The following is a 23,174-nucleotide window of genomic DNA, read 5'->3' as shown; positions in this document are numbered from 1 at the left end:
CTTAGATCGCCCCCTCGGCTTGATCCAGTTGCGCCAGCGCCTTGGCCACCAGCGCGGCCCTGGACCCGTTCGAGCCCTTGACCATGACGATGTCGCCGGGGCCGGCCAGGCGATCGGCGACGGCGGCCAGATCGGCGGCGGTCTCGCGCCACTCGCCCCGGCGTTCCGGCGGCAGGGCGTCGTAGAGGTACCGCATCTGCGATCCGGCGGCGTGGACCTGCGCCACATCGGCCGCGACGATGGCCTCCGCCAGACCTTCGTGCAGGGCGCGCGACTGGTCGCCCAGCTCCAGCATATCGGACAGCACCAGCACGCGCCGTCCGCCCGGCCCCGGCGTCTTCGCGCCCAGGCTGCGGAAGCCCGCCGTCATGGACAGCGGATTGGCGTTATAGCTCTCGTCGATCAGGGTGAACTCGCCGCCGGGAACGCCGACGCGCCGGGTCTCGCCGCGACCGGCCAGCGGCTGGAAGCCGGACAAGGCTCGCAGCGCCGTGTCCAACGGCACGTCCAGCGCCTCCAGCATCAGGATGACGCACAGACTGTTGGGGCCCCAGTGATAGCCGGACTGGCTGAGCCGATACTCGACTGTACGTCCGTGTATCTCCGCCGTCACGAAGGCGCCGTTCTCGTCCGGATCGAAGGAGATCAGGCGCGCGTCGTGCCCCGCGCCGGCCCCGAAGGTCGCGGTGCGGGCGCCGTTGCGACGTGCGACGTCGCACAGCAGGCCCGTCCAGACGGAATCGCCGTTGACGACCGCCAGGCCGCCCTCGGCCAGCCCCTCGAAAATCGACGCCTTCTCGCGCGCCACGCCCGCCTCGCCATCGGCGAAGGCCTCGATGTGCACCGGGCCGACCGTGGTCACGCAGGCGGCGTGGGGGCGCACCTGTTTCGACAGCGGCGCGATCTCGCCCGGCGCGTTCATGCCGATCTCGAACACGGCGCGGGCCACACCCTGCGGCATCCGCGCCAGGCTCAACGGCACGCCGATGTGGTTGTTGTAGCTCTTGATCGAGGCGTGCGCCGGCCCTGCCAGGTCGACGCCCGCCTTGATCGCCTGGGTCACGCTGGTCTTGCCGACGCTGCCGGTGACGGCGCCGCGCCGGACCTGGGGCGCGCGCTCGCGGGCGGCGACGCCCAGCGCCTCCAGCGCCCTCAGCGTATCGGGGACAATGACATAGGGCCCGCCCTCGACGGGGCGCTGGGTCAGCGCGCCGGCCGCGCCGGAGGCGAAGGCGCCGGCGGCGAACTCATGCCCGTCGCGTGCGCCCGCCAGCGCCACGAACAGGTCGCCGGGCGCCAGCTCGCGGCTGTTGTAGCCGACGCCGGTCGCGGCGAAGTCGCCGTGGGCGACCCCGCCGGTCGCGCGCGCGATCTCGGCGGCGGTCCAGAGGGCTTGGGTCTCAGGCATTCAGGGCTTCAGCGGCGACAGTGGCGTCGTCGAAGGGATGCACGATTCCGCCGACGATCTGACCCTGTTCATGCCCTTTTCCGGCGACCACGACCACATCCCCGTCGCGCATCATGCCGATGGCCTCGAAGATGGCGGCGCGGCGATCGCCGATCTCGGCGGCCTTGGGGCAGCCCTGACGCACGGCGGCGCGGATCAGCGCCGGATCCTCTGAACGGGGATTGTCGTCGGTGACGATGGCCACGTCGGCCAGGCGACCGGCGATCTGGCCCATCAGCGGACGCTTGCCCGCATCCCGGTCACCGCCGGCCCCGAAGACGACGATCAGCCGGCCCGTCGCGTGGGGCCGCAGGGCCTGAAGCACGGTCTGCAGACCGTCCGGCGTATGAGCATAGTCGACATAGACCTCGCCCGGCTTGTTCGAAGCGATGCGTTGCAGCCGGCCCGGCGCGCCCTCGATGGTCTCCAGCGCGGCGATCACCTCGTGCGGCTTGCCGCCCCCGGCGATGCACAGGCCCGCCGCGACCAGGGCGTTGGACGCCTGGAAGGCGCCGGCCAGCGGCAGGACGACCTCCATGATCTCGCCGTGCACCTCAAGGGTCAGGCGCTGACCGGCCGGGATGGCGACGCGCTCGACCAGCGCCAGGTCGCGGCCGCGCGCGCCCACGCCCATGACGCCCAGACCGGCCATGATCGAGGCGGCGGCGAAGGCGGAATAGGCGTCGCTGTCGGCGTTCAGAACGGCGGTGCGGCCGCGCGGCAGCAGGGTGTCGAACAGCCGCAGCTTGGCCGTCCGATAGCTTTCCATGTCGCCGTGGTAGTCCAGATGGTCCTGGGTCAGGTTGGTGAAGGCGGCGGCCGACAGCGCCACGCCGTCCATCCGCCGCTGCTCGATACCGTGCGACGAGGCCTCCAGCGCCAGGTGGGTCACGCCCTCTTCCGCCAGGGTCGCCAACAGTTGCGCGGCGTCAAAGGCGTCGGGCGTGGTCAGGCCGGGGCCGGTCAGGGCGTGGCTGGCGCGGCCGGATTGATAGACGACGCCCAGCGTGCCCATGCTGGCCGCCTTCTGGCCCATGCCGGCCCAGATCTGGCGGCAGAAGTTGGCGACCGAGGTCTTGCCGTTAGTGCCGGTGACGGCGACGCAGGTCTTGGGCTGGGCGCCGAAGAAGCTGCGGGCCGCGATGGCGTAGGCGCGGCGCACATCGCCCGACGTGACCAGCACCGGCGCGGCCTCATCCGGGGTGCCGACGGGCGCCAGCACAGCCGCGGCGCCCTGGGCCAGGGCCTGGGCGATGAAGGCCCGGCCGTCCGCACGCGCGCCGGTCAGGGCGACGAACAGGCTGCCGGGCGCGACCTTGCGGCTGTCCGACGTCAGGCTGGTAATCACCGGGTCGGCGGTCACGTCGCGGCGCAAAAGCTGGCTGAGGCGGATGGCGGTCATTGTGCGGCCGCCGGTTCAGGTTGAGCCACGGCGGCGCCGGTGGCGGTGCGCCACGGGTCGTCCTGGCGCTGGATGTTCAGGAAGGGCGCGATGCGGTCGGCGATGCGGCCGACGGCCGGGGCCGAGACAGCGCCGCCCAGACGCGACCCGCTGGTCGGTTCGTCCAGCAGCACGATGATCGAATAGCGGTGCGCGCCCGGCGCGGCGTCGACCGGGAACAGGGCGGCGAAGGTGCCGACGCCGTGGCTGGGGTCATAGCGCCCGCCCACCAGCTTGTTGGCCGAGCCCGTCTTGCCGCCGACACGCAGGCCCGGCGCATCCGCCGGCTTGCCCGACCCGGCCACCACGTTGCGGCGCATCAGATACAGCATGGTCTGCACCGTGCCGGCCGACAGCACCTGACGCGGCTGCACGTCCTGGCGGCCGCCGGGGCGCAGGGTCAAGGGGACGAACCGGCCGCCTGAACCGATCACATTCATGGCCTGCACCAGCTGTATCGGGCTGACGGCGATAGCGTAGCCGTAGGACATCGAGGCCAGAGTCGAGTTGGACCAGTCGCTGGGCGTGCGCGGCTTGGCCAGCTGAGGCAGCTCGATGGTCGGCTGGGCCAGGAAGCCGAAGCGGCCGAAGTAGTCCTGCATCCGCCCGGCGCCCATCTGCACCGCCAGGCGGGACGTGCCGATGTTGGACGAGTGCAGATAGACCTCCTCCAGGCTCAGCACGCGATGCGTGGCGTGGAAGTCCTGGATGGTGCGCCCGCCGCCGACGTCGAAGCCCTCGGTCGCGTCCAGCATGGTGGTCAGATTGGCCGCCCCCGCGTCCACCGCGGACGCGATGGTGAAGGTCTTGAAGACCGAACCCATTTCGAAGGTCGAAGACACCACCTGATTGCCGGCGCCGGCAGGCCAGCTGGTCAGGCCCAGAACCTCGCCCGTCATGGCGTCCGCGACGATGCCGACCGCGCCCTTGGCCTTGTTCTCGACAGCGGCCGCGGCGACTTCGTTTTCCAGCACGCCCTGGACGCGCAGGTCGATCGACAGGGCGAAGTCCTGCCCCTCCTGGCCGGCCGCACGGATATCGGCGTCGAAGCTCTTTTCCGCGCCCGACAGGCCCGCGCCGCCCGCATCGGCCCGGCCGACCACGAACAGCGACGAGGGGCTCAGCGGATAGACCCGGCGATCCTCGGGCTCGAACGACACGCCGCCCAGCGCCAGATCGTGCACGGCCGTCCGCTCGTTCGGCGTCAGGCCGTCCTCGACGATGATACGCGAGCTGCCGAACAGCGCCCGGCGCAGCTTGTTGCGGCTGACGCGCGGCAGAGCCTGGCGGATCTGGTCAAAGGCCAGCTCGCGGTCCCAGATCTCCGCCGGGTCAATGTAGAGGCCGTAGTGGGTGATGTTGCTGGCCAGCAGGCGGCCGTTGCGGTCGACCAGGTCGGCGCGTGAGACCGCAGCCGGATTGGCCCCGCCGCCGATGCCACGCTTGGGCGCGAACAGGGCGGCATGGGCCGCGCCAATGGCCAGGGCGGCGAACACCAGCGAGAAGACGACCAGCAGGACGAAGATGCGGACGCGCGTGTCTTCCTCAGGCCGGGCGTTGGCGCGGGCGCGCTCGAACCCGTGCTCCAGCCGCCAGACCAGCTCCATCAGCCAGCGCGCGCTCGGGGCGCGGCGTCGCATCGCGCCGTCGTGCGGGGCGGGCCGGTGCGGCGCGAAGCGTTCGGTCGAGCGGATCGTCACTGCGCGCCCTCCGCTTCGGCGGGCGACGGGGCGGACGGGACTGGCGCGGGGGTCGGATCGACCAGCACGCGCTGCGTCGGGGCCGGCGGGCGGGCCAGGGTCGGCAGACGCGCCTCGTCGGCCTGTTGCTTCACATTGACGGGCGCCATGCCGATGCCGCGCGACAGCGTCTCCAGTCGCGCGGGCTGCTCCAGGCGGGCCACCTCGGCGCGCAGCAGGCGCACCCGCTGGCGGTTGTCGCCGATCTCGCGCTCCAGCTCGGCGATGCGCGACGCTTCGCGGGCGGCGGCGGCCTTGGCGACGTAGACGCCGGCGATCAGGGCCGCGACGACCAGGGCGCCGATGATCTCGATCCAGCGGACGCCGCGAATCTTCCAGTCGAACACGCGCTTGGCGGCGGTCGCGATCATCCAGCGGCCCTCCGGGCGGGGGCCGCAGCCATCCAATCGGGGGCGGCGGTGCGGATCGCGGCGCGCAGTCGGGCGGAGCGAGCGCGCGGGTTGCGGGCGCGCTCGGCGTCCGTGGCGTCGCGGGCGCCCTTGAAGGCGGCGGTGAAGGTGGGCGCGCGCCTGTCGATCAGCACCGGGGCGTGCCGCGAACCACCCGGCGTGGCGCCGGTCCGCTCGGTCATGAAGGCCTTCACGATGCGGTCTTCCAGCGAGTGGAAGGTGACGACCGCCAGTCGGCCGCCGGCCGACAGGGCCTGTTCGGCGGCTTCGAGGCCCGCCGTCAGCTGGCCTAGCTCGTCATTGACCTGGATGCGCAGGGCCTGGAACACCCGTGTGGCCGGATGGATCGGCGCGCCGCGTCGGCCGCCCAGGGCCTTTTCGACGACCTCGGCCAGATCCAGGGTGCGGGTGAAGGGCTGTTCGGCGCGGCGACGCAGGATGGCGCTGGCGACACGCCCCGACTGACGCTCCTCGCCGTACTGCTTGAATATGTGGGCCAGCGGCCCATGCTCCCAGCCGTTGACTACATCGGCGGCGGTCGGCCCCGTGTCAGCCATCCGCATATCCAGCGGCCCGTCGCGCATGAAGGAAAAGCCGCGCTCGGCCTGGTCCAGCTGCATCGACGAGACGCCGATGTCGAACACCACGCCGTCCAGGCGCGCGCGGCCGCTTTCGGCGAACACCGTGGCCAACTCGGCGAAGGGCGCACGGACCAGCTGGAAACGGCCGGGGAAGTCCGCGGCCAGGGCGTCGGCGAATGGCTGTACCGTCGGGTCGCGATCCAGCGCCATGACCTCGGCGCCTGTCTCCAGGATGGCGCGCGAATAGCCGCCCGCGCCGAAGGTGGCGTCGATGATCAGATCGCCCGGCTTGGGAGCCAGCGCTTCCAGAACCTCGGCGATCAGAACCGGATCATGGGGTGACGTCGCAGCGGCGCTCATGACGCGCCTCCTGTCAGGACACCCTTGGCGGCCTGACGGCTGGCGGTCTTGCGGGCCTGCCACCGTGCGCGATCCCAGATGCGGAAGCGGCTGCCCATGCCGGCGATGACGACGTCTTCGCCCAGGCCTGCATCCTCGCACAGCCCTTCCGGGAGGGTGATGCGGCCGCCGCCGTCAAAGGCCAGCGGGCGCTGGGCCGCGTAGAAGGCCTCCTCCAACGCCGTCCGCTCCTCGCCGCCGAACGGCAGGGCTTCGATGCGCGCGACGTATTCGGCCATCAGCGGCGCGCCGCCCGCTTCCAGGCAGTCGTCGGTGATGGAGAGGAAGCAGAAGACGCCGGTCTCGGCGCCGTTTTCGGCCGTGCGGAATTCCTGCGGAATCAGGAGACGGCGCTTGCCGTCCAACTGCTTCTCATAGGTTCCGAGAAACACGCCTGAACCAATCGAGCCTGTCGGCCCGCCCCTGCTCCCGAGTTCGCGCCAGCCCGACGCGTATCAGCCCCAGCCGATGATTTGGGATAGCATGGGACAAACTGGGTCACAATGGGATCAACCCCCTCATCTTAACCATACTGCATGCCAAACCTTGGGAAGTTGCTCAAAAGGCGCGGAACATACATAGAACAAAGCATGTATTCACAGGCTGTGGACCGGAACAAAGCCGGAGCCGTTAACTGTTGAAGGCGTGAAAAGGAGGCGTCAGACGGCCTGTAAGCCGGGTTCTGTTCCGCCCCGAGGGACGGCGACGATCATTCCTCTGGACCGGCCATTGCTGACCGGTTCTCGCGACCAACCCGGGCGCCTCGGGCGGTGAGCCCTGCAGCCGAAACTGCGCGACGCCCCTATTCGGTCTTGCTCCAGGCGGGGCTTGCCATGCCGTCCCTGTCGCCAGGTCCGCGGTGGGCTCTTACCCCACCCTTTCACCCTTACCGACCTCGCGAGGTCGGAGGTTTGCTTTCTGTGGCGCTATCCCTCGGGTCGCCCCGGGCGGAAGTTATCCGCCGCCTTTTCACCGTGGAGCCCGGACTTTCCTCGACGAAGCAGGCTCCGCCGCGACCGCCCGGCCGTCTGACGGCGCGACTGATGATGGCCGGGGCGTCCCGGGTCAAGCGAGCGCACTGGATTATGGGCCGCCGTCGGACTATGCCGGACGGCGCGCGGCCCGGCGGCCGGCGCCCGTTTCCGCCGCTTGAGGTTCCATGCCGGACACCACCCTGATCGCCGCTCTGCCGCGATCCGGCTCTACGCTTCTGTGCACGCTGCTCAGCAAGGCCCCGAACACGCTGGCCCTGGCTGAACCGATGCGCACCCAGCGGTTCCCCGATCCGGAGGCGGCCTGGGCCCAGATCGACAGAATCGTGCCGGTCTTCCGCGAGCAGATCCTGACCGAGAAACGCGCGCCGATGCGCACCAGCGGCGGCAAGCCCACCGACAACTTCATGAAGGCGCCAACGGCCGGTGGCGGGCCGCGACCGTCCGAGGCCAGGCTCCAGCTGGTCGAGGTGACGCAGGATCTGTCGCCCGACTTCACCCTGTATCTGAAGCATCCCACTCTTTTCACCGCCCTGATCCCGACGTCGGCCGACCGGCCGTATCGGATGGTCGGGCTGGTGCGCGCGCCGCTGGCGGTGCTGGCGTCGTGGGAGACGGTGATGCTGTCGGTCCGAGATGGACGCGCCACGGCGGCCGAGAAGCTGCACCCCGACCTGAAGTCCTATCTGGACGACGCGCCGTCCCGCTACGGCCGGCAGGCCCGCCTGATGGAATGGTTCCTCCAGCGTATGGCGCAGCTGCCGCGTCCCTCGGTGATCCGCTACGAGGACCTGATCGCCCGTCCGCAGGAAACTCTGGAACAATGGCAGCCGGGCGCCGCCTTCGACATCCAGCCGTTGCGACACAGCACCATTCAGGATCGCTATCCCGGCCTGGACCTGCGTCCGGCCGCCAAGCGGCTTCGCCGCATCGCGCCCGATATCGAGGTCTTCTATCCGGGATACAGCCGCGTCATCGAGGCGGCGCTGGACGGGGTCGAGATCGACCCGATGGCCCTGGCCGCCTAGTTCAGCACGCCCGTCGCGCTCTCGGCGCTGGCCAGTTGCAGCAGGCCGACCAGGCGGGCGCGGGTTTCGCCGTCGGCGACGCCGTCCACGCGCGACGGCCGCCAATGCCGCTGGAATGCGCGAACCGTGCTGACCGTCTCCGCGTCATAGGCGTCGCCCGGCTTCACGCCGTAGCCCAGCCGGTGCAGGCCGGCGCGCAGGACGATGACGCCGATACCCCCGTCGCCGGGTTGCAGCAGGCCGGTCAGGGCCGCGACCCGCTCGGCCGCCGGCTCGAACCACAGTCCGTGCCCCGCCTCGGCCAGCCGCTTCCAGGGAAACAGCTCGCCTGGATCTTCCTTGCGCGCCGGCGCCAGGTCCGAATGGGCGATGATGCGGGCGTCGGCTATGGTCCAGCGGCTGCGGATGTCCGCCACCAGCGCGATCACTGCGGCGACCTGCACCTCCGGGAAGGGGCGATAGCCGAATGCGTGGCCCGGATTGACGATCTCGATGCCGATGGACGAGGCGTTCAGGTCCGTGTCGCCCTGCCAGACGCCGCGCCCCGCGTGCCAGGCGCGCGCGGCCTCGTCGACCAGACGAAAGATGCGGCCGTCCTCCTCGACCAGATAGTGCGCCGAGACCTTCGCTTCCGGGTCGCACAGGCGCGCCAGCGCGGCCTCGCCGGTCTGCATGCCGGTATAGTGCAGCACGATCGCGTCCGGCGGCGCATGGCGGCGGTCGTGATTGGGCGACGGCGCCTCGATGAAAATCAGCTCGGTCACGGCGATGACCGGCTCAGCGGCCCTGACGTTCCCAGCCGTAGGCGACCCAGGCGCCGTCGACCTTGCGGGCCTCGATGACGTCGTCGCCCGCACGCCGGTCGCGCCGGTTGGAAACGCCGCGCGCTCGCATGGCCAGACCGGCGAAGAAGACCAGGCAGCCCGCGATGACGGCGATGACGGCCAGAGCCGCCGCCGTGACCACGGCCAGCACGGCGCCGACCGTCATGGCGATGGCGCCGGCGATGGCGCCGACGATCCAGATGAACGGGGTCAGAAGCCCGGCGGACCGGCTCCTGGCGCCAAAACCGATCCGAGCCAGCGGGTCAGTGTAGGTCATCGAAACTCCTCGCGACGGGCCTTCATGACACGTCACCGATGAATGTCGGCTCAACGGATCGTGCGGTCAAGGACACCGCCCGCCAGAGGCGAAATGCCTCAGTAGAAGGACGGCTGGTCCGCCAGCACGACGGCGCCGCCGTCCCGCATGTCCTCGGCGCGCGCCTCGCGGGTCACGGCCTGGATCCGCGGATCGGCCATGACGCCGCCCAGCATGACCAAGGCCTTCGCCGCCTCGCTCTGCACGCCGAAGGCGGCCGACAGCGCCTCCCAAGGCGACTGGGCCTCGGGGAAGTGCTTGAAGCGCACCGCCTCGGTCTGAGGGATGTTCGCCAGCGCCTTGGCGCGCGCGATCGCCTCGGTCACGCCGCCCAGATGATCGACCAGGCCCAGCGCCTTGGCCTGCGCCCCGGTCCAGACACGGCCCCGCGCGATCTCGCGCACCCGCGCCGGCGGCAGCTTCCGCCCGGTCGACACGCGGGCGATGAAGTCGTCGTAAATCCGGTCCATCGACCCGGCGAAGGCCGCGCGCTGCGCCGGCGTGAAGCTCTGCGTGGGCGAGAAGGCGTCGGCGTATTCGCCGCCGACCGACAGGTTGCGCATGTCCACGCCGAACCGGCCCAGCAGGCCGTCCATGACGAACTTGCCGCCGAACACCCCGATGGAGCCGGTCAGGGTCGACGGCTGGGCCACGATCTCGGTGGCCTCGGAACTGATCCAGTAGCCGCCGGACGCCGCATAGGCGCCCATGGAGACCACCACTGGCTTGCCCGCCGCCTTGGCGGCGCGCACGGCGGCCAGGATCTGTTCCGACGCCTCGGGCGAGCCGCCGGGCGAGGACACGCGCAGGACGATGGCCTTGACGCTCTTGTCCTCGATCGCGTCGTAGATGGCGCCGGCCAGGTCGTCGGACCGGATGCTTTCGCTGGCCCCGAACGGCGAGCCGCCGCCGCCGCGACCGGTGACGATCGCGCCCTCCCCGCCGATGATGGCGATGGTGTTCCGGCCCGAGCCGGTGCGTTCGCCCTGGGCCGAGGCGTATTCGCCGAACTCGATGATCTCGGCCCCGCGCCCGGCGCGGCGTTTGACCTCGGCCTCGACCTCCTCGACCTGGCCGACCTTGTCGATCAGGCGAGCCGCACGGGCCTGTTCAGCCGTATAGGGCCCAGCCTCGATGACGGTCTTCAGCGCCGCGGGCGTCATCTTGCGGTCGCCGGCCGCACTGGCCAGTGCGGTGTCGTAGATGGACGTCATCCAGGCGGTCATCGCCTCGCGGTGCGCGGGGGTGAAGTCGCTCTGGGTGTATTCATTGACGGCGTTCTTGTACTCGTAGCGCTGCTCGAAATCGGCGCGGACGCCGTATTTTTCGAAAGCGCGACCCAGGAAGATCTGGTCGGACGAGAAGCCCGTGGCCTGGAAGCTGGCGGTGTTCTGCATCCACAGCTCGGAGGCCGAGGCGCCGACCATATAGCTGGACATCACCGCGCCCGACGGCTGGAAGCCCTGGCTGTGCGCCAGGACGGGCTTGCCGGCGGCGCGGAAGCGGCGGATCGCCTGGCGCACCTCGTCGGCCGACGCGGGCGTCATGCCGCCCTCGGGCAGGCGCACCAGCAGGGCCTTGATGGAGCGGTCCTCGGACGCCTGGTGCAGCACGTCCACGACCTGCAGCACCGACATCTTCGACCCGCCGAACGCCGCCAGCGGATTGGAGGACGCCTGGTCCGACAGGCCCTCGCGCAGGTCCAGCTCCAGCACGCCGGTCGACGGCGTCTCCGGTCCCGAAGCGCTGGCCACCGCCATGCTGATCAGCACGATCGGCATCACGACCAGGAACAGCACCAGCCCGGCGAAGACGCCGAGCACGGTCAGGAAGAACTGTTTCATCGAGAAGGTCGGTCCCGCGCGGCCAAGCTCGGCCCCGCGCAAAGCATAGGGGGCCGCTCGTCACCGTCAAATGAACGTCGCGTAACGCGCGAAACGGCCGCGCTTCGCTGCGTCGCAGCATGAGAGATTGCCCAGACCACCGCCGATCCCTATATGCCGGCCGAACGCGGGGACCTGTCGCCCGCACGGATCGGAGACCGCCATGCTGGTCACCTTGATGAAGTCCAAGCTGCACCGCGCCACCGTGACCCAGGCCGACCTGGATTACGAAGGCTCGATCGCCATCGACATAGACCTGCTGGACGCTGCCGGCATCTTTCCCCACGAACAGGTCGATGTGCTGAACATCACCAACGGCGCGCGCTTCACCACCTACGCCATCGAGGCCCCGCGCGGCTCACGCGTCATCGGCGTCAACGGCGCCGCGGCGCGCCTGGTGCAGAAGAACGACAAGGTGATCGTGGTCACCTACGGCCAGCTGCCCGCCGAGGAAGCCCGCCAGTGGTCGCCCAACGTGGTGCTGCTGGACGACGACAACGAGATCAAGCGGGCGGCTTAGGGCATTTCTTCCCCATGCAATGGGGAGGGGGACCACGAAGTGGTGGAGGGGCGCGCCCCGAGCGCCGCGCTTGAACAGCCCCTCCGTCTCGGCCTGATGGCCGAGCCACCTCCCCACCGCCTACGCGATGGGGAGGAGACGCGATCAGCGGCTGATGTCGTAGACGCCGGTCACGTCGATCCGCACCGACAGCTCGCCACCGGCGACCGAGGTCGAGGCCGAGTCCATCGCCTGAGCACGGGCGAACATCATCGGCGGCGCCGGAGGCGGGGGCGCATAGCCGCCGCCTTCCGAGAAGGACCGCAGGTCGCCCAGACGCACGCCCAGGGCCTGCGCATACAGGGCGGCCTTGGACTGCAGGGCCCGGACGGCCAGCAGGCGCGCCTGGTTTTCCGCTTCGGTCGGGTCGGTCAGGCCGAAACCGATGCCGTCGATCTGGTTGACGCCGGCGGCGACGACGGCGTCGGCGGTGGAGCCGACCTTGGTCAGGTCGCGCACTTTCACCGTAACTCGGTTCGAGGCCTGATAGCCGCGCAGGCGGGGCGGCTGGTTCTCGACGTAGTCGTACTGGGCCGACAGGTTCAGGCCCGAGGTCTGGATGTCCCGCTCGGCGATCCCGGCGCGGCCCAGGGCGGCGAACACCTCGGCCATGCGGCGGGCGTTGTCGGCCATGGCGGCCTGGGCGGTCGTCGCCTCGGTCACCACGCCGAATGAGACGGTCGCCATGTCCGGCGCGATCTTGACCTCGCCGTAAGCCGACAGGTTCAGCGCGGGCGTCGCGGTCACGGCCTGGATCTGCAAGGGAGCGCCTCCGTTCGGTTGGGACTGCGCCATCGCGGGCGCGGTTGCCGCCGTGACCCCCGCCGCCAGGGCGGTCGACAGCATCATGGCGCGAAAGGTGCGGGTCATGGACGTATCCTCTGGTCTGGGCCGACAGCCCGTGGTGGTCCCGGCTCTATGACCGGGCGATCCTGAACGACGGACAACGAAGAGACGGCGCCGATCGTTCATAATGGTCAAGCCTGCGCACGGACGGCGCCCTTTTCGCGACCGGCGGCGCCTGCTAGGCCCGGCCGTCGCCGCGGCGTCGCTGGGCCTGTAGCTCAATGGTTAGAGCCGACCGCTCATAACGGTCTGGTTGGGGGTTCGAGTCCCTCCAGGCCTAGCGACCGCGGCGGAACAAGCGGGCGCGCCATCCGCTCCCTCCCGGTGCAAGGAGATATGTGATGGCAGAGAAACAGACCGACGGCCGCGAGAAGAACGGCGCCATGCCCGTCGAGGCGGCGACGCCCTCCGATTCGGCCAAGGCCGCCAAGAAGTCCGGCAAGATGGAGCAGTCGCTGGGCGGGCCCGACGCCGGTCCTGCCCGCGAGGTCGGCGACACCTTCAAGAGGAAGCCCTGATCGCGGATGGCCCGCGCCGCGACGTCCCCTCCAGCGCGACAGGCCGATCTATTCGGGGCGGCCGCGTCGACGGACGCGCCGCCCGGGCCGCCCGGCCTGATCTATCAGGACGAGGTGCTGTCGCCGTCCCTGGCTGATGCGACCGTGGCCCGGATGGCCGACCTGCCGTTCGAGGCTTTCGACTTCCAAGGCTACAAGGGCTTCCGGCGGATCGTCTCCTATGGCTGGCGATACGATTTTTCGGCCGGCCGGCTGAGCGAAGCCGACGCCATGCCGGGCTGGCTGATGTCATTGCGAGATCTGGCGGCGGCGTTCGGCGGCCTCGAGGCGCCGGCGCTTGCCCAGGCGCTGGTGACCGAATACGCGCCCGGCGCCGGGATCGGCTGGCACCGCGACCGGCCGCAGTTCGACAAGGTGATCGGCCTGTCGTTGCTTGAGCCCTGCGTCATGCGCTTTCGGCGGCGTCGGGCGGACGGGTTCGACCGCTTAAGCGCGCCTCTGCGGCCGGGCTCGGCCTATCTGCTGGACGGACCCGCGCGAACGGAATGGGAGCATTCGATCGTGCCGATGGAGCGGCTGCGCTACTCGGTCACCTTCCGCAGCTTCAGAACTTCCGGCTGAGAAAGCGCGAGCCGACCAGGCCGAAACGCCACGGCGTCTCGGCGCCCTTGGTGACGCCGATGCGGACGCCGCTCGTGACCGCTTTCGACGCCGCGGGCGGCATCAGCTGAAACGGCGGGTCGCCCAAGCTCAGCCCACCGTGCGCGCCGGTCACGCCCAGCGCCTCGCACAGGCGTCCCGGCCCGGCGCACAGGTCGCGCAGCCCCAGGCCCCGGCGGCGATCCGTCATCACCTCGATCCCGTGCGTCGGCTCCAGCGCCCGGATCAGGACCGCGCTGCCCGCATTGGCCGAATCGACGACGGCGTTCAGGCACCAGTGCAGCCCGTAGATGCGGTAGACATAGGCCCGCCCGACCGGCCCGAACATCGGCGCATTGCGCTTCGTCGGCCCGCGAAAGCTGTGCGACGCCGGGTCGCCGACGTCATAGGCCTCGGTCTCGACGATGACGCCGCCGACGCCGTCGACCAGCAGCGTCCAGCCGATCAGCCCGCGCGCCGCGGCTGCGGCGTCCTGCGACATCAGCCTCTGGACGTCGGCCCGCGTTCCGGGCTCTGGTGCCGTCAAATCGGAGCCTCCCATGATCACGGTCCATCACCTGAACGACAGCCGCTCGCAGCGGGTTCTGTGGCTGCTGGAAGAGCTTGGTCTTCCCTACGAGATCAAGAAGTATCAGCGCGACGCGAAGACCTATCTGGCGCCGCCCGAACTGCGCGCCATCCATCCTCTGGGCAAGTCGCCGGTGATCGAGGACGGCGACATCATCGTGGCCGAGACAGGCGCCATCGTGGAGCACCTGCTGACCACCTACGCCGGCGACCGCCTTCAGCCGCCGGCCGGCAGCGCGGACGATCGCAAGCTGACCTACTGGCTGCATTACGCCGAGGGCTCGGCCATGACGCCACTGTTGTTGAAGCTGGTCTTCGGACGGCTGCCGTCAGGCGCGCCGGCCGTCATCCGCCCCATCGCCAAGGCCATCGCCGCCAAGGCGCAGTCCAGCTTCATCGACCCGCAGCTGAAGGCGCACGCGGATTACTGGGAGGGCGAGCTGGCGGCCACCGGCTGGTTCGCGGGGGCCGAGTTCACCGCCGCCGACATCATGATGAGCTTCCCGGTCGAGGCTGCGGCGCAGCGGGCGTTCAGGCGGGCGGAACGGCCCAGGCTGGACGCCTTCCTGACCGCCATCCACGCCCGACCGGCCTATCAGCGCGCGCTCGAGCGGGGCGGCCCTTATAGTTATGCGTGAGGGCAACCTTGGACGCCTCGAGCCGTTAACGGCGGATGCAACTCGGTGTCCTTCAAGTCATTACCGGCCTTTTGGCCGCGGTCGCCTTCGTTATCGCCATCATCGCGGCCGGCGCGGGACTGATATCCGGCGTCTTCATGCTGGCGGGCGTCGCGCTGCTGGCGTGGCTGACCTACAGCCTGATCCGCGGTGTCCTGCGTCACCGCGCAGGCGCCTGAGGGTCACCCCACCTTGAGTCTGGGGCGTCAATGCCCTATTATCTCTGGCCCGATCGCGGACGCCCCCCGATCGGTTCTGTCTTGAGTCCTTCCCTCCCGACATCGGGCGTAACTAGAAAACTCTCGTCTCTATGGAAAAAGTGCCGATGACGGCCGAGGGCTATCGCGTCCTCGACGATCAACTCAAGCAATTGAAGTCTGTGGAACGGCCAAGCGTCATCGCCGCCATCTCCGAGGCCCGCGAACACGGCGATCTCAGCGAAAACGCCGAGTATCACGCCGCCAAGGAACGCCAGGGCTGGATCGAGGGATCGATCGCCGACATCGAGGACAAGCTGTCGCGCGCTCAGGTGATCGACGTGTCCAAGCTGTCGGGCGCCCAGGTCAAGTTCGGCGCCACCGTCACCGTGGTCGACGAGGACACCGAGGAAGAGGCCCGCTACCAGATCGTCGGCGAACACGAAGCCGACGTGAAGGCCGGCAAGGTGTCGATCGCCTCCCCCATCGCGCGCGCCATGATCTCCAAGGAGATCGGCGACGTGGTCGAGGTGAACACCCCCGGCGGCGTCAAGGCCTACGAAATCACCAAGGTCGAGTGGAAGTAGACCCCACCGAGGGTTCGCTTCTGATCTGGGCCGTCTCGGACGGCCGGGCCGGCATGGAAAACCAGGCGCTGGGGCTGGCCGAGGCCGTCCAGCGCCTTACGTCTGCGCATGTCGTCGTCAAGCGCATCCGCTGGCGGCCGTTCTTCGACAAATGGCCCAGTGCGCTGAAGCGGCCATGGATGCTCGATCCATCGTCGGATGCGGTCGAACCGGCGCCGGGCGAACGCGAGCCCGATCTATGGATCGCCACCGGCCGCGCCACCCTGCCCCTCTCCATCGCCCGCAAGCGCCGTCCAGGCCCGCGGCCCTTCGTGGTCCAGACCCAGGACCCGCGCTTGCCGCCACGCCTGTTCGATCTGGTCGTCGCCCCCATGCATGACGCGCTGGAGGGCGATGCGGTGTTCGAGATCACCGGATCTCCTCACCGGATCACGCCCGCCCGCCTGGCCGAGGCGGCGCCCGCCTTCGAAGACCGGATCGCACCCCTGCCCCGCCCGCGCGTGGCCGTGATGATCGGGGGGCGCTCCAAGGCGTTCGATCTGCCGGTCGAGGACGCACGGGCGCTGGGCGAACGGATCGCCCACGCGGTCGCCGCCGTGGGCGGATCGGTCCTTCTGTCGTTCTCACGCCGAACGCCCGAGGCGGCCAAGGCCGCGCTGACCGCCGCACTAGCGACGACGCCGGGCTGGATCTGGGACGGCGAAGGCGACAATCCGCTGTTCGCGTTTCTGGACGGCGCCGACCACATCCTGGTCACCGAGGACAGCGCCAACATGGTGGTGGAGGCCGCCTCGACCGGTAAGCCGGTCCACATCCTGCCCATGCGCCGGATCGGCCGGGCGGCCAAGTTCGACCGCCTGCAAGACGATCTGATCCAGCGCGGCGCCGCCCGACCGTTCGACGGCAGGCTGTCCCACTGGAGCTACGAGCCCCTTGCCGAAACCGAACGCGCCGCACGGGCGGTGCTGGAAGCCATGGCGGTGCGCTAGGCGTCAGTCGCCGCCGCCGTCGCCGCCGCCATCCGACCCGCCATCGTCATGGTGACTGTGTGACGACTTCTGGGACCCGCCATCGGCGATAAAGGCCGCTTCGCTTCCGTCCTTGCCGTCCTTCTTTCTAGACGCCGTGTCGGAGTCTGACATGGCCACGCCCGATCCCGCGCCGATCGCCACGCCCAAGGCGATGCCCAGCGCCAGATTGTCCATCGCCACGCCGAAAGCCGTGCCGAGCGCGACGCCCAGCCCGATGCCGATCGGCAGGAACGCTGATTTCGACATGACCGTGCCCCCCCTGCTTCGCCATGACCATCGCACGACGGCGTGCAAAGCCCTACATAGGCGCCATGACATCCCGCACCGTTCGAGTCGCCATCATCGGGTCCGGCCCTGCCGGCTGGACCGCCGCCATCTACGCCGCGCGCGCCATGCTGAAGCCGGTGGTCATCGCCGGCATCCAGCCTGGCGGCCAGCTGACCATCACCACCGACGTCGAGAACTATCCCGGCTTCGCCGAGACCATCCAGGGCCCTTGGCTCATGGAGCAGATGCAGGCCCAGGCCGAGCACGTCGGGACCGAGGTCATCCACGACATCGTCACCGCGGTGGACCTGTCCAGCCGCCCCTTCCGCCTGACGCTGGACATGGGCGGCGAGATGTTCGCCGAGACCGTCATCGTCTCCACCGGCGCCCAGGCCAAATGGCTGGGACTGGATAGCGAGCAGCAGTATCGCGGCTTCGGCGTCTCGGCCTGCGCGACCTGCGACGGCTTCTTCTATCGCGGCAAGGAGGTCGTCGTGGTCGGCGGCGGCAACACCGCCGTCGAGGAGGCGCTGTTCCTGACCAACTTCGCCTCCAAGGTCACGGTCATCCACCGCAAGAACGAGTTTCGGGCCGAACGCATCCTGCAGGATCGTCTGTTCGCCAATCCCAAGGTGGAGGTGATCTGGAACGTCGCCGTCGACGAGGTGCTGGGCCTGACAGAGAACGGCGCCAGCAACGTCACCGGCGTGCGGCTCAAGAACGTCCAGTCGGGCGAGACGCGCGAGATCGCGGCGGACGGCGTCTTCATCGCGATCGGCCACGCCCCGGCGTCAGAGGTCTTCGCCGGTCAGCTGAGCACCAATTCGGGCGGCTATATCCGGGTCAAGCCGGGCACCGCCGCGACGGACGTCGAGGGCGTGTGGGCCGCGGGCGATGTGACCGACGACGTCTATCGCCAGGCCGTCACCGCCGCCGGCATGGGCTGCATGGCCGCGCTGGAGGCCGTCCGGTTCCTGGCCGAACAGGATCATAAGGCCGCCGGCCACCCGATCAGCCACCAGGAGGCGGAGAAGATCGGGGCCTGGTAGGCCTCAGACCGCGTAGCCGAGCCGTTCCAGCAGCGGCCGGTAGGCCGTCTCCAGCCGCTCGATCTGGTCCGCCGTCAGCTCGTCCGCATAACCGCCCGATGCGCCCTTGCGCAGGAAGTTGGCCTTGCGGGCCTCGCCCTTCTCTTCGTAGCGGGCCTTGGCCACGTCGAAGGACTGGTTCTGGATCGCCTGCTGCATGCGGTCGGCGTCGGCCGGAATGCCCACGTGATCGTGGATGCGGGTCAGCACCTCTTCAGGCCTCGCCAGCAGATCCTCGTAACGGATGTAGAAGGCGCCGTTGTCCAGGTAGCCGCGAACGTGCTGGCCCCACGGCCGACGGCAGTGTCCGTAGACGCCGCCCTTGATGACCGTCTGGGTCATGGCCTCGAACTTGTCGAGGTGGGGCAGGCCGCGTTCGTCGCGCCACGCATCGTGCTTGGCCTTGTTGAAATAGTGGGCGCCCGAGACCGTCACGTCGCGCACGTCGCGCACGATGTAGATCACCGAGTGGTAGGGCTGCATTTCCTTCAGCACGCGGTGCCGCTGGTGCGCCTTGTAGAGGGCGAACTCCGACTGGCGGTTCTTGCCTTCCTTGGCGATCTCGCGCTGGTTTTCAGCGCCGAAGAACCCCTTCACCGGGCAGTTGAGCGTCTCTGCGATGAGGCGCGAGGCCCAGGTGTTCCCGCTTTTCGGGTATCCGCAGACGATGATCTTCTTTTCTTCGGTAGCCGCGGCTTCCATTCGACCCTTGAACCCTCAGACTTTCGTCGCGCGCACAGAACCGTGAGCGACGCCCCGGCCCTCAAGACGGCGCCACGCATCATCCTGTCAATCGAAAACGCGGTGCAAGGGGCCGGCCGCGGATGCGCCGTCGGCCAGGCCGTTTCGCCTGCCGTCAGGCGAAAACGTGCAGCTCGGGAGGTGCGAACTCGACCGGCTGGCCTTGGCGGCGGCGCAGCGCATAATCGACCGCGGTCTGCACGGCGCGCTCGTCCGTCGGTTTCGAAAGAACGCCGATGGCGCCCGCCACGCCGCCGCGCACCATGCCGGGGTTGGCCGTCATGAACAGGACGGTGACGCCCATGTCCTCGCCCAGTTCGCGTCCCACCGTCACGCCGGTCGGGCCGTCGGACAGGTGGATGTCCACCAGAGCCAGGTCGACTTCGTTCTCGCGGACCAGATTACGGGCCGTGCGCGCGTCCGCGGCAGTTCCGACGACGGAGTAGCCAAGGTCCTCCAGCACGAAGCGAAGCTCCATGGCCACAAGGGCTTCGTCTTCGATGATGAGGATCCGGGCGGTCATCAGACTTCTTTTCGGCGCTGGCACGGTGAACGCCGTCCGCCGCTGCAGGTTTCACGCCAAATGTGCGCTGACCGCCTTTTCGGCGGCCCGACGCCGCGAAAGCGCGGTTCGTGGCAAGTCGGCAACAATCCTCAAGCCCTCGGCCCGCCATTCGCGTGTCAGCTTGCCGCCCAGCTGACCCTCGACGGACAGGGTCGCCAGAGCCGTGCCGAATCCCGCCCCTTCCGGCGCGGCGGTGATCGTCGGCCCGCCGGTCTCCTGCCAGATCAGCCGATAACGGTCGTCGTCCGCCTCGGTCGTCAGGTCCACCTGGCCGTGGGGCATGGTCAATGCGCCGTATTTGGCGGCGTTGGTGGCCAGTTCGTGGAACAGCAGCGCGACCGAGGTCGCCGCCTGGTCGTCGAACACCGCATCGTCGCCCGACACCCGCACGCGCGGCACGCCGTTCTCGTCCGCATAGGGGCGGAACAGGGAACTCAGGAAGGCGTGCAGCGTCATGGAGCCCACAATGGGGCGCGAGGTTTCGGAGTGGGGCCGAACGAACTCGTGCGCGCGCGCCAGTGCGTTGATCCGCGTGCGCAGCGATGCGGCAAACGCCTTGGCTTCGGGGAACTGCCGCGCGGACAAGGCCGCCAGCGCCGAGACCACCGCGAAGATGTTCTTGATCCGGTGGCTCAGCTCCTGGCTCAGCAGCTCCTTGCCCTGCTCGACGCGCTTCAGATCGTCGATGTCGGTGCAGGTGCCGAACCATCGGGTGATGCGGCCGGCGTCGTCACGCACCGCGCTCGCCCGTCCCAACGTCCAGCGGTAGACGCCCGAGTGGTGCCGCAGCCGGTACTCGATCTCGTACGGATCGCCCGTTTCGAGCGACCGGCGCCAGATCTCCCACGCGCGGGCTTGATCCTCGGGGTGGAAGATTTCGTTCCAGCCCTCCCCATCCGTCGAGCCGGGCGCCACGCCCGTGAACTCGTACCAGCGGGCGTTGTAGTAGTCGTGGAAGCCGTCGGGGTGGGTCGACCACACCATCTGCGGCATGGAGTCGGCCAGGGCGCGGAACCCGGCCTCGCTCTGTTTCAGCGCGGCGACGGTGGACGCCAGCTCCGTCTCGACCTTCTTGCGCGCGGTGATGTCGATGATCACGCCGGGGAACCGCGAAGGGGCGTCCAGAGCGTCGGCATAGACCTGGCCGCGCGCCAGCACCCAGCGCTCCTTCCCGTCAGCGACGAGCCGGTACTCGCTTTCAAAGTGGCCGAGCGCCTCCATCGCCCGCTCGATCTCGGCCTGAACCCGCTCTGCATCGTCAGGATGGATCGCATCGGTGAAAAAGGCGATCGGCGCGCCCGTCGCGGCCGTGGCGATATCGACCCCGTACATCGCGGCGAAGCGCGGATCGGCCACGACCCGATCGGCCTCGATGTCCCAGTCCCAGGCCCCGACGTATTGCGATGCCGCCAGGGCGCGCCGTGTGGCGTCTTCGCTGCGCTGCCGCTCGCGCAGCGCGCGGCGAAGCTCCAGCTGCGCCATCACCTGATGCGACAGCACCTCCAGCGTGCGGGTCTGGATCGGCGTCAGCCCTTCCGGCCTCGGCTGGGTGTCGATCACGCAAAGGCTGCCCAGGGGCACGCCGTCCCGGCTTTTCAGCGGAGCGCCGGCGTAAAAGCCGATGCGCGGCCCTCCGGTCACCAGGGCGTTGTCCTTGAAGCGCGGGTCGACCGTCGCGTCGGTCACGACCATCGGACCCTGCCCCAGCATGGCGTACTGGCAGAACGACACATCCCGCGCCGTCTCCGCATCGTCCAGACCGATGCGCGCCTTGAACCACTGGCGGTCGACGTCGATCAGACTGACCAGGGCGATGGGCGCGCCGCAGATCTCCGACGCCAGTTCGACCAGCTCGTCGAAGCCGGCTTCCGGTCCCGTGTCGAGAATATCGTAGGACGCCAGCGCCTCCAGCCTCTGGCCTTCGGTCCAATCCGGCGAGTGGGCTGGGGTGAAACTCAACGCGGATCCTGGAGCTCGTCCGCACAAGCGCGGAAGGTTTCAGTAAATGCCCACCCCGCCAGAGGCGTTGCAAGGCGGTCGGCGATCAGTTCGCTGGACGCCCGACTTCCTCGACGTCCATCGCGGTGACGCCCGGAGGAGGCGCAGCGGCGGGGGCGGGTGCAGCCGGGCTTTCAAACGCCTTCATCCGCTCGTTGATGGCGGCGATGTCGGCGGGGGTCGCCGTGCGCCGCCCGCCCAGGCTGGCGGCGCCGACGACGCGTGTCTGCCCGTCGATCTGCACGGTGCGCATGGCGATCCCGTTGCCGGCCAGCGCCTGGGCCAGCACCTCGGCCTGGGCCTCTTCGGGCGACTTGGCCGTCGGCGCCACCTGCACGCGCGGCCGGGAGAACCGGGCTTCGTCGATCAGGGGCTCGTGCGTTGCGGGCGTCTGGCGGAAGGCTGCGGTGTCGCCGTAAATTCCCTTCCAGCGATAGAAGATGTGCGCCCCGATCTGCGTGATCTTGGCCAGGGTGGGCGACCACCAGGGATGCACGTAATCGGCGTGATAGTGGGTCGCGGTCCCGACCTTCGTCGCGACATAACCCGACAGGGCCCGCTCGGCGACGCGCTTGGCGCGGTCCCATGCCCAACCGACCGGCGCCTGCCCCAGCGCCCCGTCGCAGGTGAAGCTGAACTGGCAGCCGGTGATGCGCTCGGCGCCCTGGAACACCACGCCGCAGACGCTATTGGGGTAGTTGGGATCCCGCACGCGGTTCAGCACCACCTGCGCCACACCCTCCTGGCCCTCGTTCGGCTCGAGCGCGGCCTCATAATAAACGGCCTGCGTCAGGCAGCGCAGCGCGCGGCGGCGATCCTCGGCCGTCGCGGGACGGAAGACGAAGGGACGGGCGGGTCGCAAGGCGCCGCTGGCCATCGGCATGGCGGCGTTCATGCGCTGGGCGTCAAGTCCGTTGGCGCCCAGGTCCAGGCTCGGCTTGCCCCCCAGCGTCAGGCTTTCCCACCCGGGCGTCAGGCCATAGAGCGCGGGGTTGCGCAGGGTCGGGTCATGCCGCTCGGCCTCGGCCAGCTGGGCGGCGTCGAGGCGAGCGCGGATTGCGCTCATGCCCTTGTCCGACAGGTCCCCGCGCGTCACCTGCGCGACGGCCTCGGCCGTCCGATCGACATCAGGGCGCGGTGCGGAGCTGGCGGCCATGGCCACCCCCAGAGCGGCCAGCACGGCAGGCGCGGCGGCGATCGCTCGCCCCGTCCACACCCTGCCTCGGCTACCCGGCCGCACCATCAGTCCTCATCTCTCGCCACCCAAACGGCGACGGTGTTGCACTTACACGTCAAAGCCGGCGCATATCCGACGCCACGTCCCTGATCAGCGCGAGCCCAGACTGGAGCGCAACATCCAGGCGAACTTCTCGTGCGCCGCCAGACGCTGAGTCAGCAGGTCGACCGACACGTCGTCGCCCGCCTCGTCCGCCCTGGTCAGGGCGTCGCGCATGGTGCCGATGACCGTTCCGTGGTCGCGGATCAGGTCGTCCAGCATGGCCTGGGCGTCCTTCTCCGGGTCGCCGTCCTTGATCGAGGTCAGGTTGGCGAAGGTGGCGTAGCCTTGCGGCGCCAGTTCGCCCAGCGCGCGGATCCGTTCCGCCACGTCGTCCAGCGCGCCCCAGATGTCGCGATATTGCTGTTCCAGCAGATTGTGGAGGCTGAAGAATTCGGGCCCGCGCACATTCCAGTGGTAGCCGTGGGTCTTCAGGTAAATGGCGTAGCTGTCCGCCAGCACCTTCGTCAGCTCGCCGGCGACATTAGAGCGTTCGCTCTTGCTCAGGCCCGTGTCGATCTTCGCGGCGGTCATGCT

General features: G+C 69.4%; 26 protein-coding genes, 1 tRNA gene and 1 other RNA gene. 10 read left to right on the top strand and 18 right to left on the bottom strand.

Annotated features, from left to right (window positions below; translation table 11 throughout):
• Position 1: 1 nt before the first annotated feature.
• The 7 genes from murF to rnpB all read right to left on the bottom strand — a co-directional run bounded on the left by murF (position 2) and on the right by rnpB (position 7,049).
• Positions 2-1,408: a UDP-N-acetylmuramoyl-tripeptide--D-alanyl-D-alanine ligase gene (gene murF, locus ASG17_RS05290; protein WP_056100171.1), complete on the bottom strand. Its 1,407-nt coding sequence runs from the start codon at positions 1,406-1,408 to the stop codon at positions 2-4.
• Entirely contained in the window at positions 1,401-2,849 is a 1,449-nt protein-coding gene (locus tag ASG17_RS05285) for a UDP-N-acetylmuramoyl-L-alanyl-D-glutamate--2,6-diaminopimelate ligase (RefSeq protein WP_056100169.1), read from the bottom strand. Before ASG17_RS05285 ends, murF begins: the two co-directional genes overlap by 8 nt.
• Complete coding sequence (locus ASG17_RS05280) at positions 2,846-4,588, bottom strand: peptidoglycan D,D-transpeptidase FtsI family protein (protein WP_369796661.1); 1,743 nt, start codon at positions 4,586-4,588, stop codon at positions 2,846-2,848. Before ASG17_RS05280 ends, ASG17_RS05285 begins: the two co-directional genes overlap by 4 nt.
• The gene (locus ASG17_RS05275; protein WP_056100167.1) at positions 4,585-4,998 is read right to left on the bottom strand and encodes a hypothetical protein; all 414 of its coding nucleotides are present in this window, start codon (positions 4,996-4,998) and stop codon (positions 4,585-4,587) included. Before ASG17_RS05275 ends, ASG17_RS05280 begins: the two co-directional genes overlap by 4 nt.
• Positions 4,995-5,978 (bottom strand): 16S rRNA (cytosine(1402)-N(4))-methyltransferase RsmH, encoded by a 984-nt coding sequence (gene rsmH, locus ASG17_RS05270; protein WP_056100164.1) that lies wholly within the window; start codon positions 5,976-5,978, stop codon positions 4,995-4,997. The genes ASG17_RS05275 and rsmH overlap by 4 nt, the downstream gene beginning before the upstream one ends.
• On the bottom strand, positions 5,975-6,409 hold the full coding sequence (locus ASG17_RS05265; RefSeq protein ID WP_056100161.1) for a division/cell wall cluster transcriptional repressor MraZ: 435 nt from the start codon (positions 6,407-6,409) through the stop codon (positions 5,975-5,977). Before ASG17_RS05265 ends, rsmH begins: the two co-directional genes overlap by 4 nt.
• A 263-nt stretch (positions 6,410-6,672) precedes the next feature.
• Positions 6,673-7,049: RNase P RNA component class A (gene rnpB / locus ASG17_RS10930), an RNA gene on the bottom strand.
• A 127-nt stretch (positions 7,050-7,176) separates the two neighbouring features.
• Here rnpB and ASG17_RS05260 point away from each other — a divergent pair.
• Entirely contained in the window at positions 7,177-8,037 is an 861-nt protein-coding gene (locus tag ASG17_RS05260) for a sulfotransferase (RefSeq protein ID WP_056100158.1), read from the top strand.
• Here the strand turns inward: ASG17_RS05260 and ASG17_RS05255 are convergent.
• The 3 genes from ASG17_RS05255 to sppA all read right to left on the bottom strand — a co-directional run bounded on the left by ASG17_RS05255 (position 8,034) and on the right by sppA (position 11,021).
• Positions 8,034-8,801, bottom strand: a complete 768-nt coding sequence (locus tag ASG17_RS05255; protein WP_369796660.1) for an N-acetylmuramoyl-L-alanine amidase — start codon at positions 8,799-8,801, stop codon at positions 8,034-8,036. The genes ASG17_RS05260 and ASG17_RS05255 overlap by 4 nt on opposite strands.
• 13 nt (positions 8,802-8,814) lie before the next feature.
• Positions 8,815-9,138 (bottom strand): hypothetical protein, encoded by a 324-nt coding sequence (locus ASG17_RS05250; RefSeq protein WP_056100155.1) that lies wholly within the window; start codon positions 9,136-9,138, stop codon positions 8,815-8,817.
• Between the two features lie 98 nt (positions 9,139-9,236).
• The gene (gene sppA / locus ASG17_RS05245; RefSeq protein WP_056103111.1) at positions 9,237-11,021 is read right to left on the bottom strand and encodes a signal peptide peptidase SppA; all 1,785 of its coding nucleotides are present in this window, start codon (positions 11,019-11,021) and stop codon (positions 9,237-9,239) included.
• Between the two features lie 202 nt (positions 11,022-11,223).
• On the opposite strand from sppA, the gene panD reads away from it, so the two are divergent.
• On the top strand, positions 11,224-11,580 hold the full coding sequence (gene panD, locus ASG17_RS05240) for an aspartate 1-decarboxylase (RefSeq protein WP_056100152.1): 357 nt from the start codon (positions 11,224-11,226) through the stop codon (positions 11,578-11,580).
• A 144-nt stretch (positions 11,581-11,724) separates the two neighbouring features.
• On the opposite strand, the gene ASG17_RS05235 is transcribed toward panD, so the two are convergent.
• Entirely contained in the window at positions 11,725-12,489 is a 765-nt protein-coding gene (locus ASG17_RS05235; RefSeq protein ID WP_056100149.1) for an SIMPL domain-containing protein, read from the bottom strand.
• A 183-nt stretch (positions 12,490-12,672) separates the two neighbouring features.
• On the opposite strand from ASG17_RS05235, the gene ASG17_RS05230 reads away from it, so the two are divergent.
• From ASG17_RS05230 to ASG17_RS05225, 3 genes are all read left to right on the top strand, one after another.
• A tRNA-Ile gene (locus tag ASG17_RS05230) sits at positions 12,673-12,745 on the top strand.
• Between the two features lie 61 nt (positions 12,746-12,806).
• On the top strand, positions 12,807-12,983 hold the full coding sequence (locus ASG17_RS15655; protein WP_200935032.1) for a hypothetical protein: 177 nt from the start codon (positions 12,807-12,809) through the stop codon (positions 12,981-12,983).
• Between the two features lie 6 nt (positions 12,984-12,989).
• Positions 12,990-13,604 carry an alpha-ketoglutarate-dependent dioxygenase AlkB gene (locus tag ASG17_RS05225; protein ID WP_082496127.1) on the top strand — a complete coding sequence of 205 codons (615 nt, stop codon included), beginning with the start codon at positions 12,990-12,992 and terminating at the stop codon, positions 13,602-13,604.
• On the opposite strand, the gene ASG17_RS05220 is transcribed toward ASG17_RS05225, so the two are convergent.
• Positions 13,588-14,124, bottom strand: coding sequence for a DNA-3-methyladenine glycosylase (locus ASG17_RS05220; protein ID WP_056100146.1), 537 nt, complete (start codon positions 14,122-14,124; stop codon positions 13,588-13,590). The two genes, ASG17_RS05225 and ASG17_RS05220, sit on opposite strands and share 17 nt — an antisense overlap.
• A gap of 58 nt (positions 14,125-14,182) precedes the next feature.
• On the opposite strand from ASG17_RS05220, the gene ASG17_RS05215 reads away from it, so the two are divergent.
• From ASG17_RS05215 to ASG17_RS05200, 4 genes are all read left to right on the top strand, one after another.
• Complete coding sequence (locus tag ASG17_RS05215; protein WP_056100143.1) at positions 14,183-14,848, top strand: glutathione S-transferase family protein; 666 nt, start codon at positions 14,183-14,185, stop codon at positions 14,846-14,848.
• A gap of 35 nt (positions 14,849-14,883) precedes the next feature.
• The gene (locus ASG17_RS05210) at positions 14,884-15,066 is read left to right on the top strand and encodes a hypothetical protein (RefSeq protein WP_056100141.1); all 183 of its coding nucleotides are present in this window, start codon (positions 14,884-14,886) and stop codon (positions 15,064-15,066) included.
• Positions 15,067-15,197: 131 nt separating this feature from the next.
• The gene (gene greA / locus ASG17_RS05205) at positions 15,198-15,671 is read left to right on the top strand and encodes a transcription elongation factor GreA (protein WP_056100139.1); all 474 of its coding nucleotides are present in this window, start codon (positions 15,198-15,200) and stop codon (positions 15,669-15,671) included.
• Positions 15,662-16,660 carry a mitochondrial fission ELM1 family protein gene (locus ASG17_RS05200; RefSeq protein ID WP_056100136.1) on the top strand — a complete coding sequence of 333 codons (999 nt, stop codon included), beginning with the start codon at positions 15,662-15,664 and terminating at the stop codon, positions 16,658-16,660. The genes greA and ASG17_RS05200 overlap by 10 nt, the downstream gene beginning before the upstream one ends.
• A 3-nt stretch (positions 16,661-16,663) precedes the next feature.
• On the opposite strand, the gene ASG17_RS05195 is transcribed toward ASG17_RS05200, so the two are convergent.
• On the bottom strand, positions 16,664-16,948 hold the full coding sequence (locus ASG17_RS05195) for a hypothetical protein (RefSeq protein WP_056100133.1): 285 nt from the start codon (positions 16,946-16,948) through the stop codon (positions 16,664-16,666).
• Between the two features lie 65 nt (positions 16,949-17,013).
• On the opposite strand from ASG17_RS05195, the gene trxB reads away from it, so the two are divergent.
• Complete coding sequence (gene trxB / locus ASG17_RS05190; protein WP_056100130.1) at positions 17,014-18,018, top strand: thioredoxin-disulfide reductase; 1,005 nt, start codon at positions 17,014-17,016, stop codon at positions 18,016-18,018.
• Positions 18,019-18,021: 3 nt separating this feature from the next.
• Here the strand turns inward: trxB and ASG17_RS05185 are convergent, their stop codons facing one another.
• From ASG17_RS05185 to ASG17_RS05165, 5 genes are all read right to left on the bottom strand, one after another.
• Complete coding sequence (locus tag ASG17_RS05185; protein ID WP_056100126.1) at positions 18,022-18,759, bottom strand: sulfotransferase domain-containing protein; 738 nt, start codon at positions 18,757-18,759, stop codon at positions 18,022-18,024.
• A 154-nt stretch (positions 18,760-18,913) separates the two neighbouring features.
• Positions 18,914-19,321, bottom strand: a complete 408-nt coding sequence (locus ASG17_RS05180) for a response regulator (RefSeq protein ID WP_056100123.1) — start codon at positions 19,319-19,321, stop codon at positions 18,914-18,916.
• A 51-nt stretch (positions 19,322-19,372) separates the two neighbouring features.
• Positions 19,373-21,322: a PAS domain-containing protein gene (locus tag ASG17_RS05175; RefSeq protein ID WP_082496125.1), complete on the bottom strand. Its 1,950-nt coding sequence runs from the start codon at positions 21,320-21,322 to the stop codon at positions 19,373-19,375.
• An 85-nt stretch (positions 21,323-21,407) separates the two neighbouring features.
• Entirely contained in the window at positions 21,408-22,517 is a 1,110-nt protein-coding gene (locus ASG17_RS05170) for a cell wall hydrolase (protein WP_235560361.1), read from the bottom strand.
• Between the two features lie 171 nt (positions 22,518-22,688).
• Positions 22,689-23,171, bottom strand: coding sequence for a Dps family protein (locus tag ASG17_RS05165; RefSeq protein ID WP_056100118.1), 483 nt, complete (start codon positions 23,169-23,171; stop codon positions 22,689-22,691).
• Positions 23,172-23,174 lie beyond the last annotated feature (3 nt).

It is taken from the genome of Brevundimonas sp. Leaf363 (genome assembly GCF_001424025.1).
GTDB lineage: Bacteria > Pseudomonadota > Alphaproteobacteria > Caulobacterales > Caulobacteraceae > Brevundimonas.
The sequence above is the reverse complement of the archived record's forward strand: the minus strand, read 5'-3'. Positions and strand labels throughout refer to the sequence as shown.

What these genes read in the sequence shown, in the direction of transcription:
- murF (WP_056100171.1), bottom strand. Translation starts at nt 1,408, where the DNA reads ATGCCTGAGACCCAAGCCCTCTGGACCGCCGCCGAGATCGCGCGCGCG.
- ASG17_RS05225 (WP_082496127.1), top strand. Translation starts at nt 12,990, where the DNA reads ATGGCCCGCGCCGCGACGTCCCCTCCAGCGCGACAGGCCGATCTATTC.
- ASG17_RS05180 (WP_056100123.1), bottom strand. Translation starts at nt 19,321, where the DNA reads ATGACCGCCCGGATCCTCATCATCGAAGACGAAGCCCTTGTGGCCATG.
- trxB (WP_056100130.1), top strand. Translation starts at nt 17,014, where the DNA reads ATGACATCCCGCACCGTTCGAGTCGCCATCATCGGGTCCGGCCCTGCC.
- greA (WP_056100139.1), top strand. Translation starts at nt 15,198, where the DNA reads ATGGAAAAAGTGCCGATGACGGCCGAGGGCTATCGCGTCCTCGACGAT.
- ASG17_RS15655 (WP_200935032.1), top strand. Translation starts at nt 12,807, where the DNA reads ATGGCAGAGAAACAGACCGACGGCCGCGAGAAGAACGGCGCCATGCCC.
- ASG17_RS05195 (WP_056100133.1), bottom strand. Translation starts at nt 16,948, where the DNA reads ATGTCGAAATCAGCGTTCCTGCCGATCGGCATCGGGCTGGGCGTCGCG.
- sppA (WP_056103111.1), bottom strand. Translation starts at nt 11,021, where the DNA reads ATGAAACAGTTCTTCCTGACCGTGCTCGGCGTCTTCGCCGGGCTGGTG.
- ASG17_RS05165 (WP_056100118.1), bottom strand. Translation starts at nt 23,171, where the DNA reads ATGACCGCCGCGAAGATCGACACGGGCCTGAGCAAGAGCGAACGCTCT.
- ASG17_RS05275 (WP_056100167.1), bottom strand. Translation starts at nt 4,998, where the DNA reads ATGATCGCGACCGCCGCCAAGCGCGTGTTCGACTGGAAGATTCGCGGC.
- ASG17_RS05260 (WP_056100158.1), top strand. Translation starts at nt 7,177, where the DNA reads ATGCCGGACACCACCCTGATCGCCGCTCTGCCGCGATCCGGCTCTACG.
- rsmH (WP_056100164.1), bottom strand. Translation starts at nt 5,978, where the DNA reads ATGAGCGCCGCTGCGACGTCACCCCATGATCCGGTTCTGATCGCCGAG.
- ASG17_RS05220 (WP_056100146.1), bottom strand. Translation starts at nt 14,124, where the DNA reads ATGTCGCAGGACGCCGCAGCCGCGGCGCGCGGGCTGATCGGCTGGACG.
- ASG17_RS05250 (WP_056100155.1), bottom strand. Translation starts at nt 9,138, where the DNA reads ATGACCTACACTGACCCGCTGGCTCGGATCGGTTTTGGCGCCAGGAGC.
- ASG17_RS05215 (WP_056100143.1), top strand. Translation starts at nt 14,183, where the DNA reads ATGATCACGGTCCATCACCTGAACGACAGCCGCTCGCAGCGGGTTCTG.
- ASG17_RS05170 (WP_235560361.1), bottom strand. Translation starts at nt 22,517, where the DNA reads ATGGCCGCCAGCTCCGCACCGCGCCCTGATGTCGATCGGACGGCCGAG.
- ASG17_RS05185 (WP_056100126.1), bottom strand. Translation starts at nt 18,759, where the DNA reads ATGGAAGCCGCGGCTACCGAAGAAAAGAAGATCATCGTCTGCGGATAC.
- panD (WP_056100152.1), top strand. Translation starts at nt 11,224, where the DNA reads ATGCTGGTCACCTTGATGAAGTCCAAGCTGCACCGCGCCACCGTGACC.
- ASG17_RS05235 (WP_056100149.1), bottom strand. Translation starts at nt 12,489, where the DNA reads ATGACCCGCACCTTTCGCGCCATGATGCTGTCGACCGCCCTGGCGGCG.
- ASG17_RS05285 (WP_056100169.1), bottom strand. Translation starts at nt 2,849, where the DNA reads ATGACCGCCATCCGCCTCAGCCAGCTTTTGCGCCGCGACGTGACCGCC.
- ASG17_RS05210 (WP_056100141.1), top strand. Translation starts at nt 14,884, where the DNA reads ATGCAACTCGGTGTCCTTCAAGTCATTACCGGCCTTTTGGCCGCGGTC.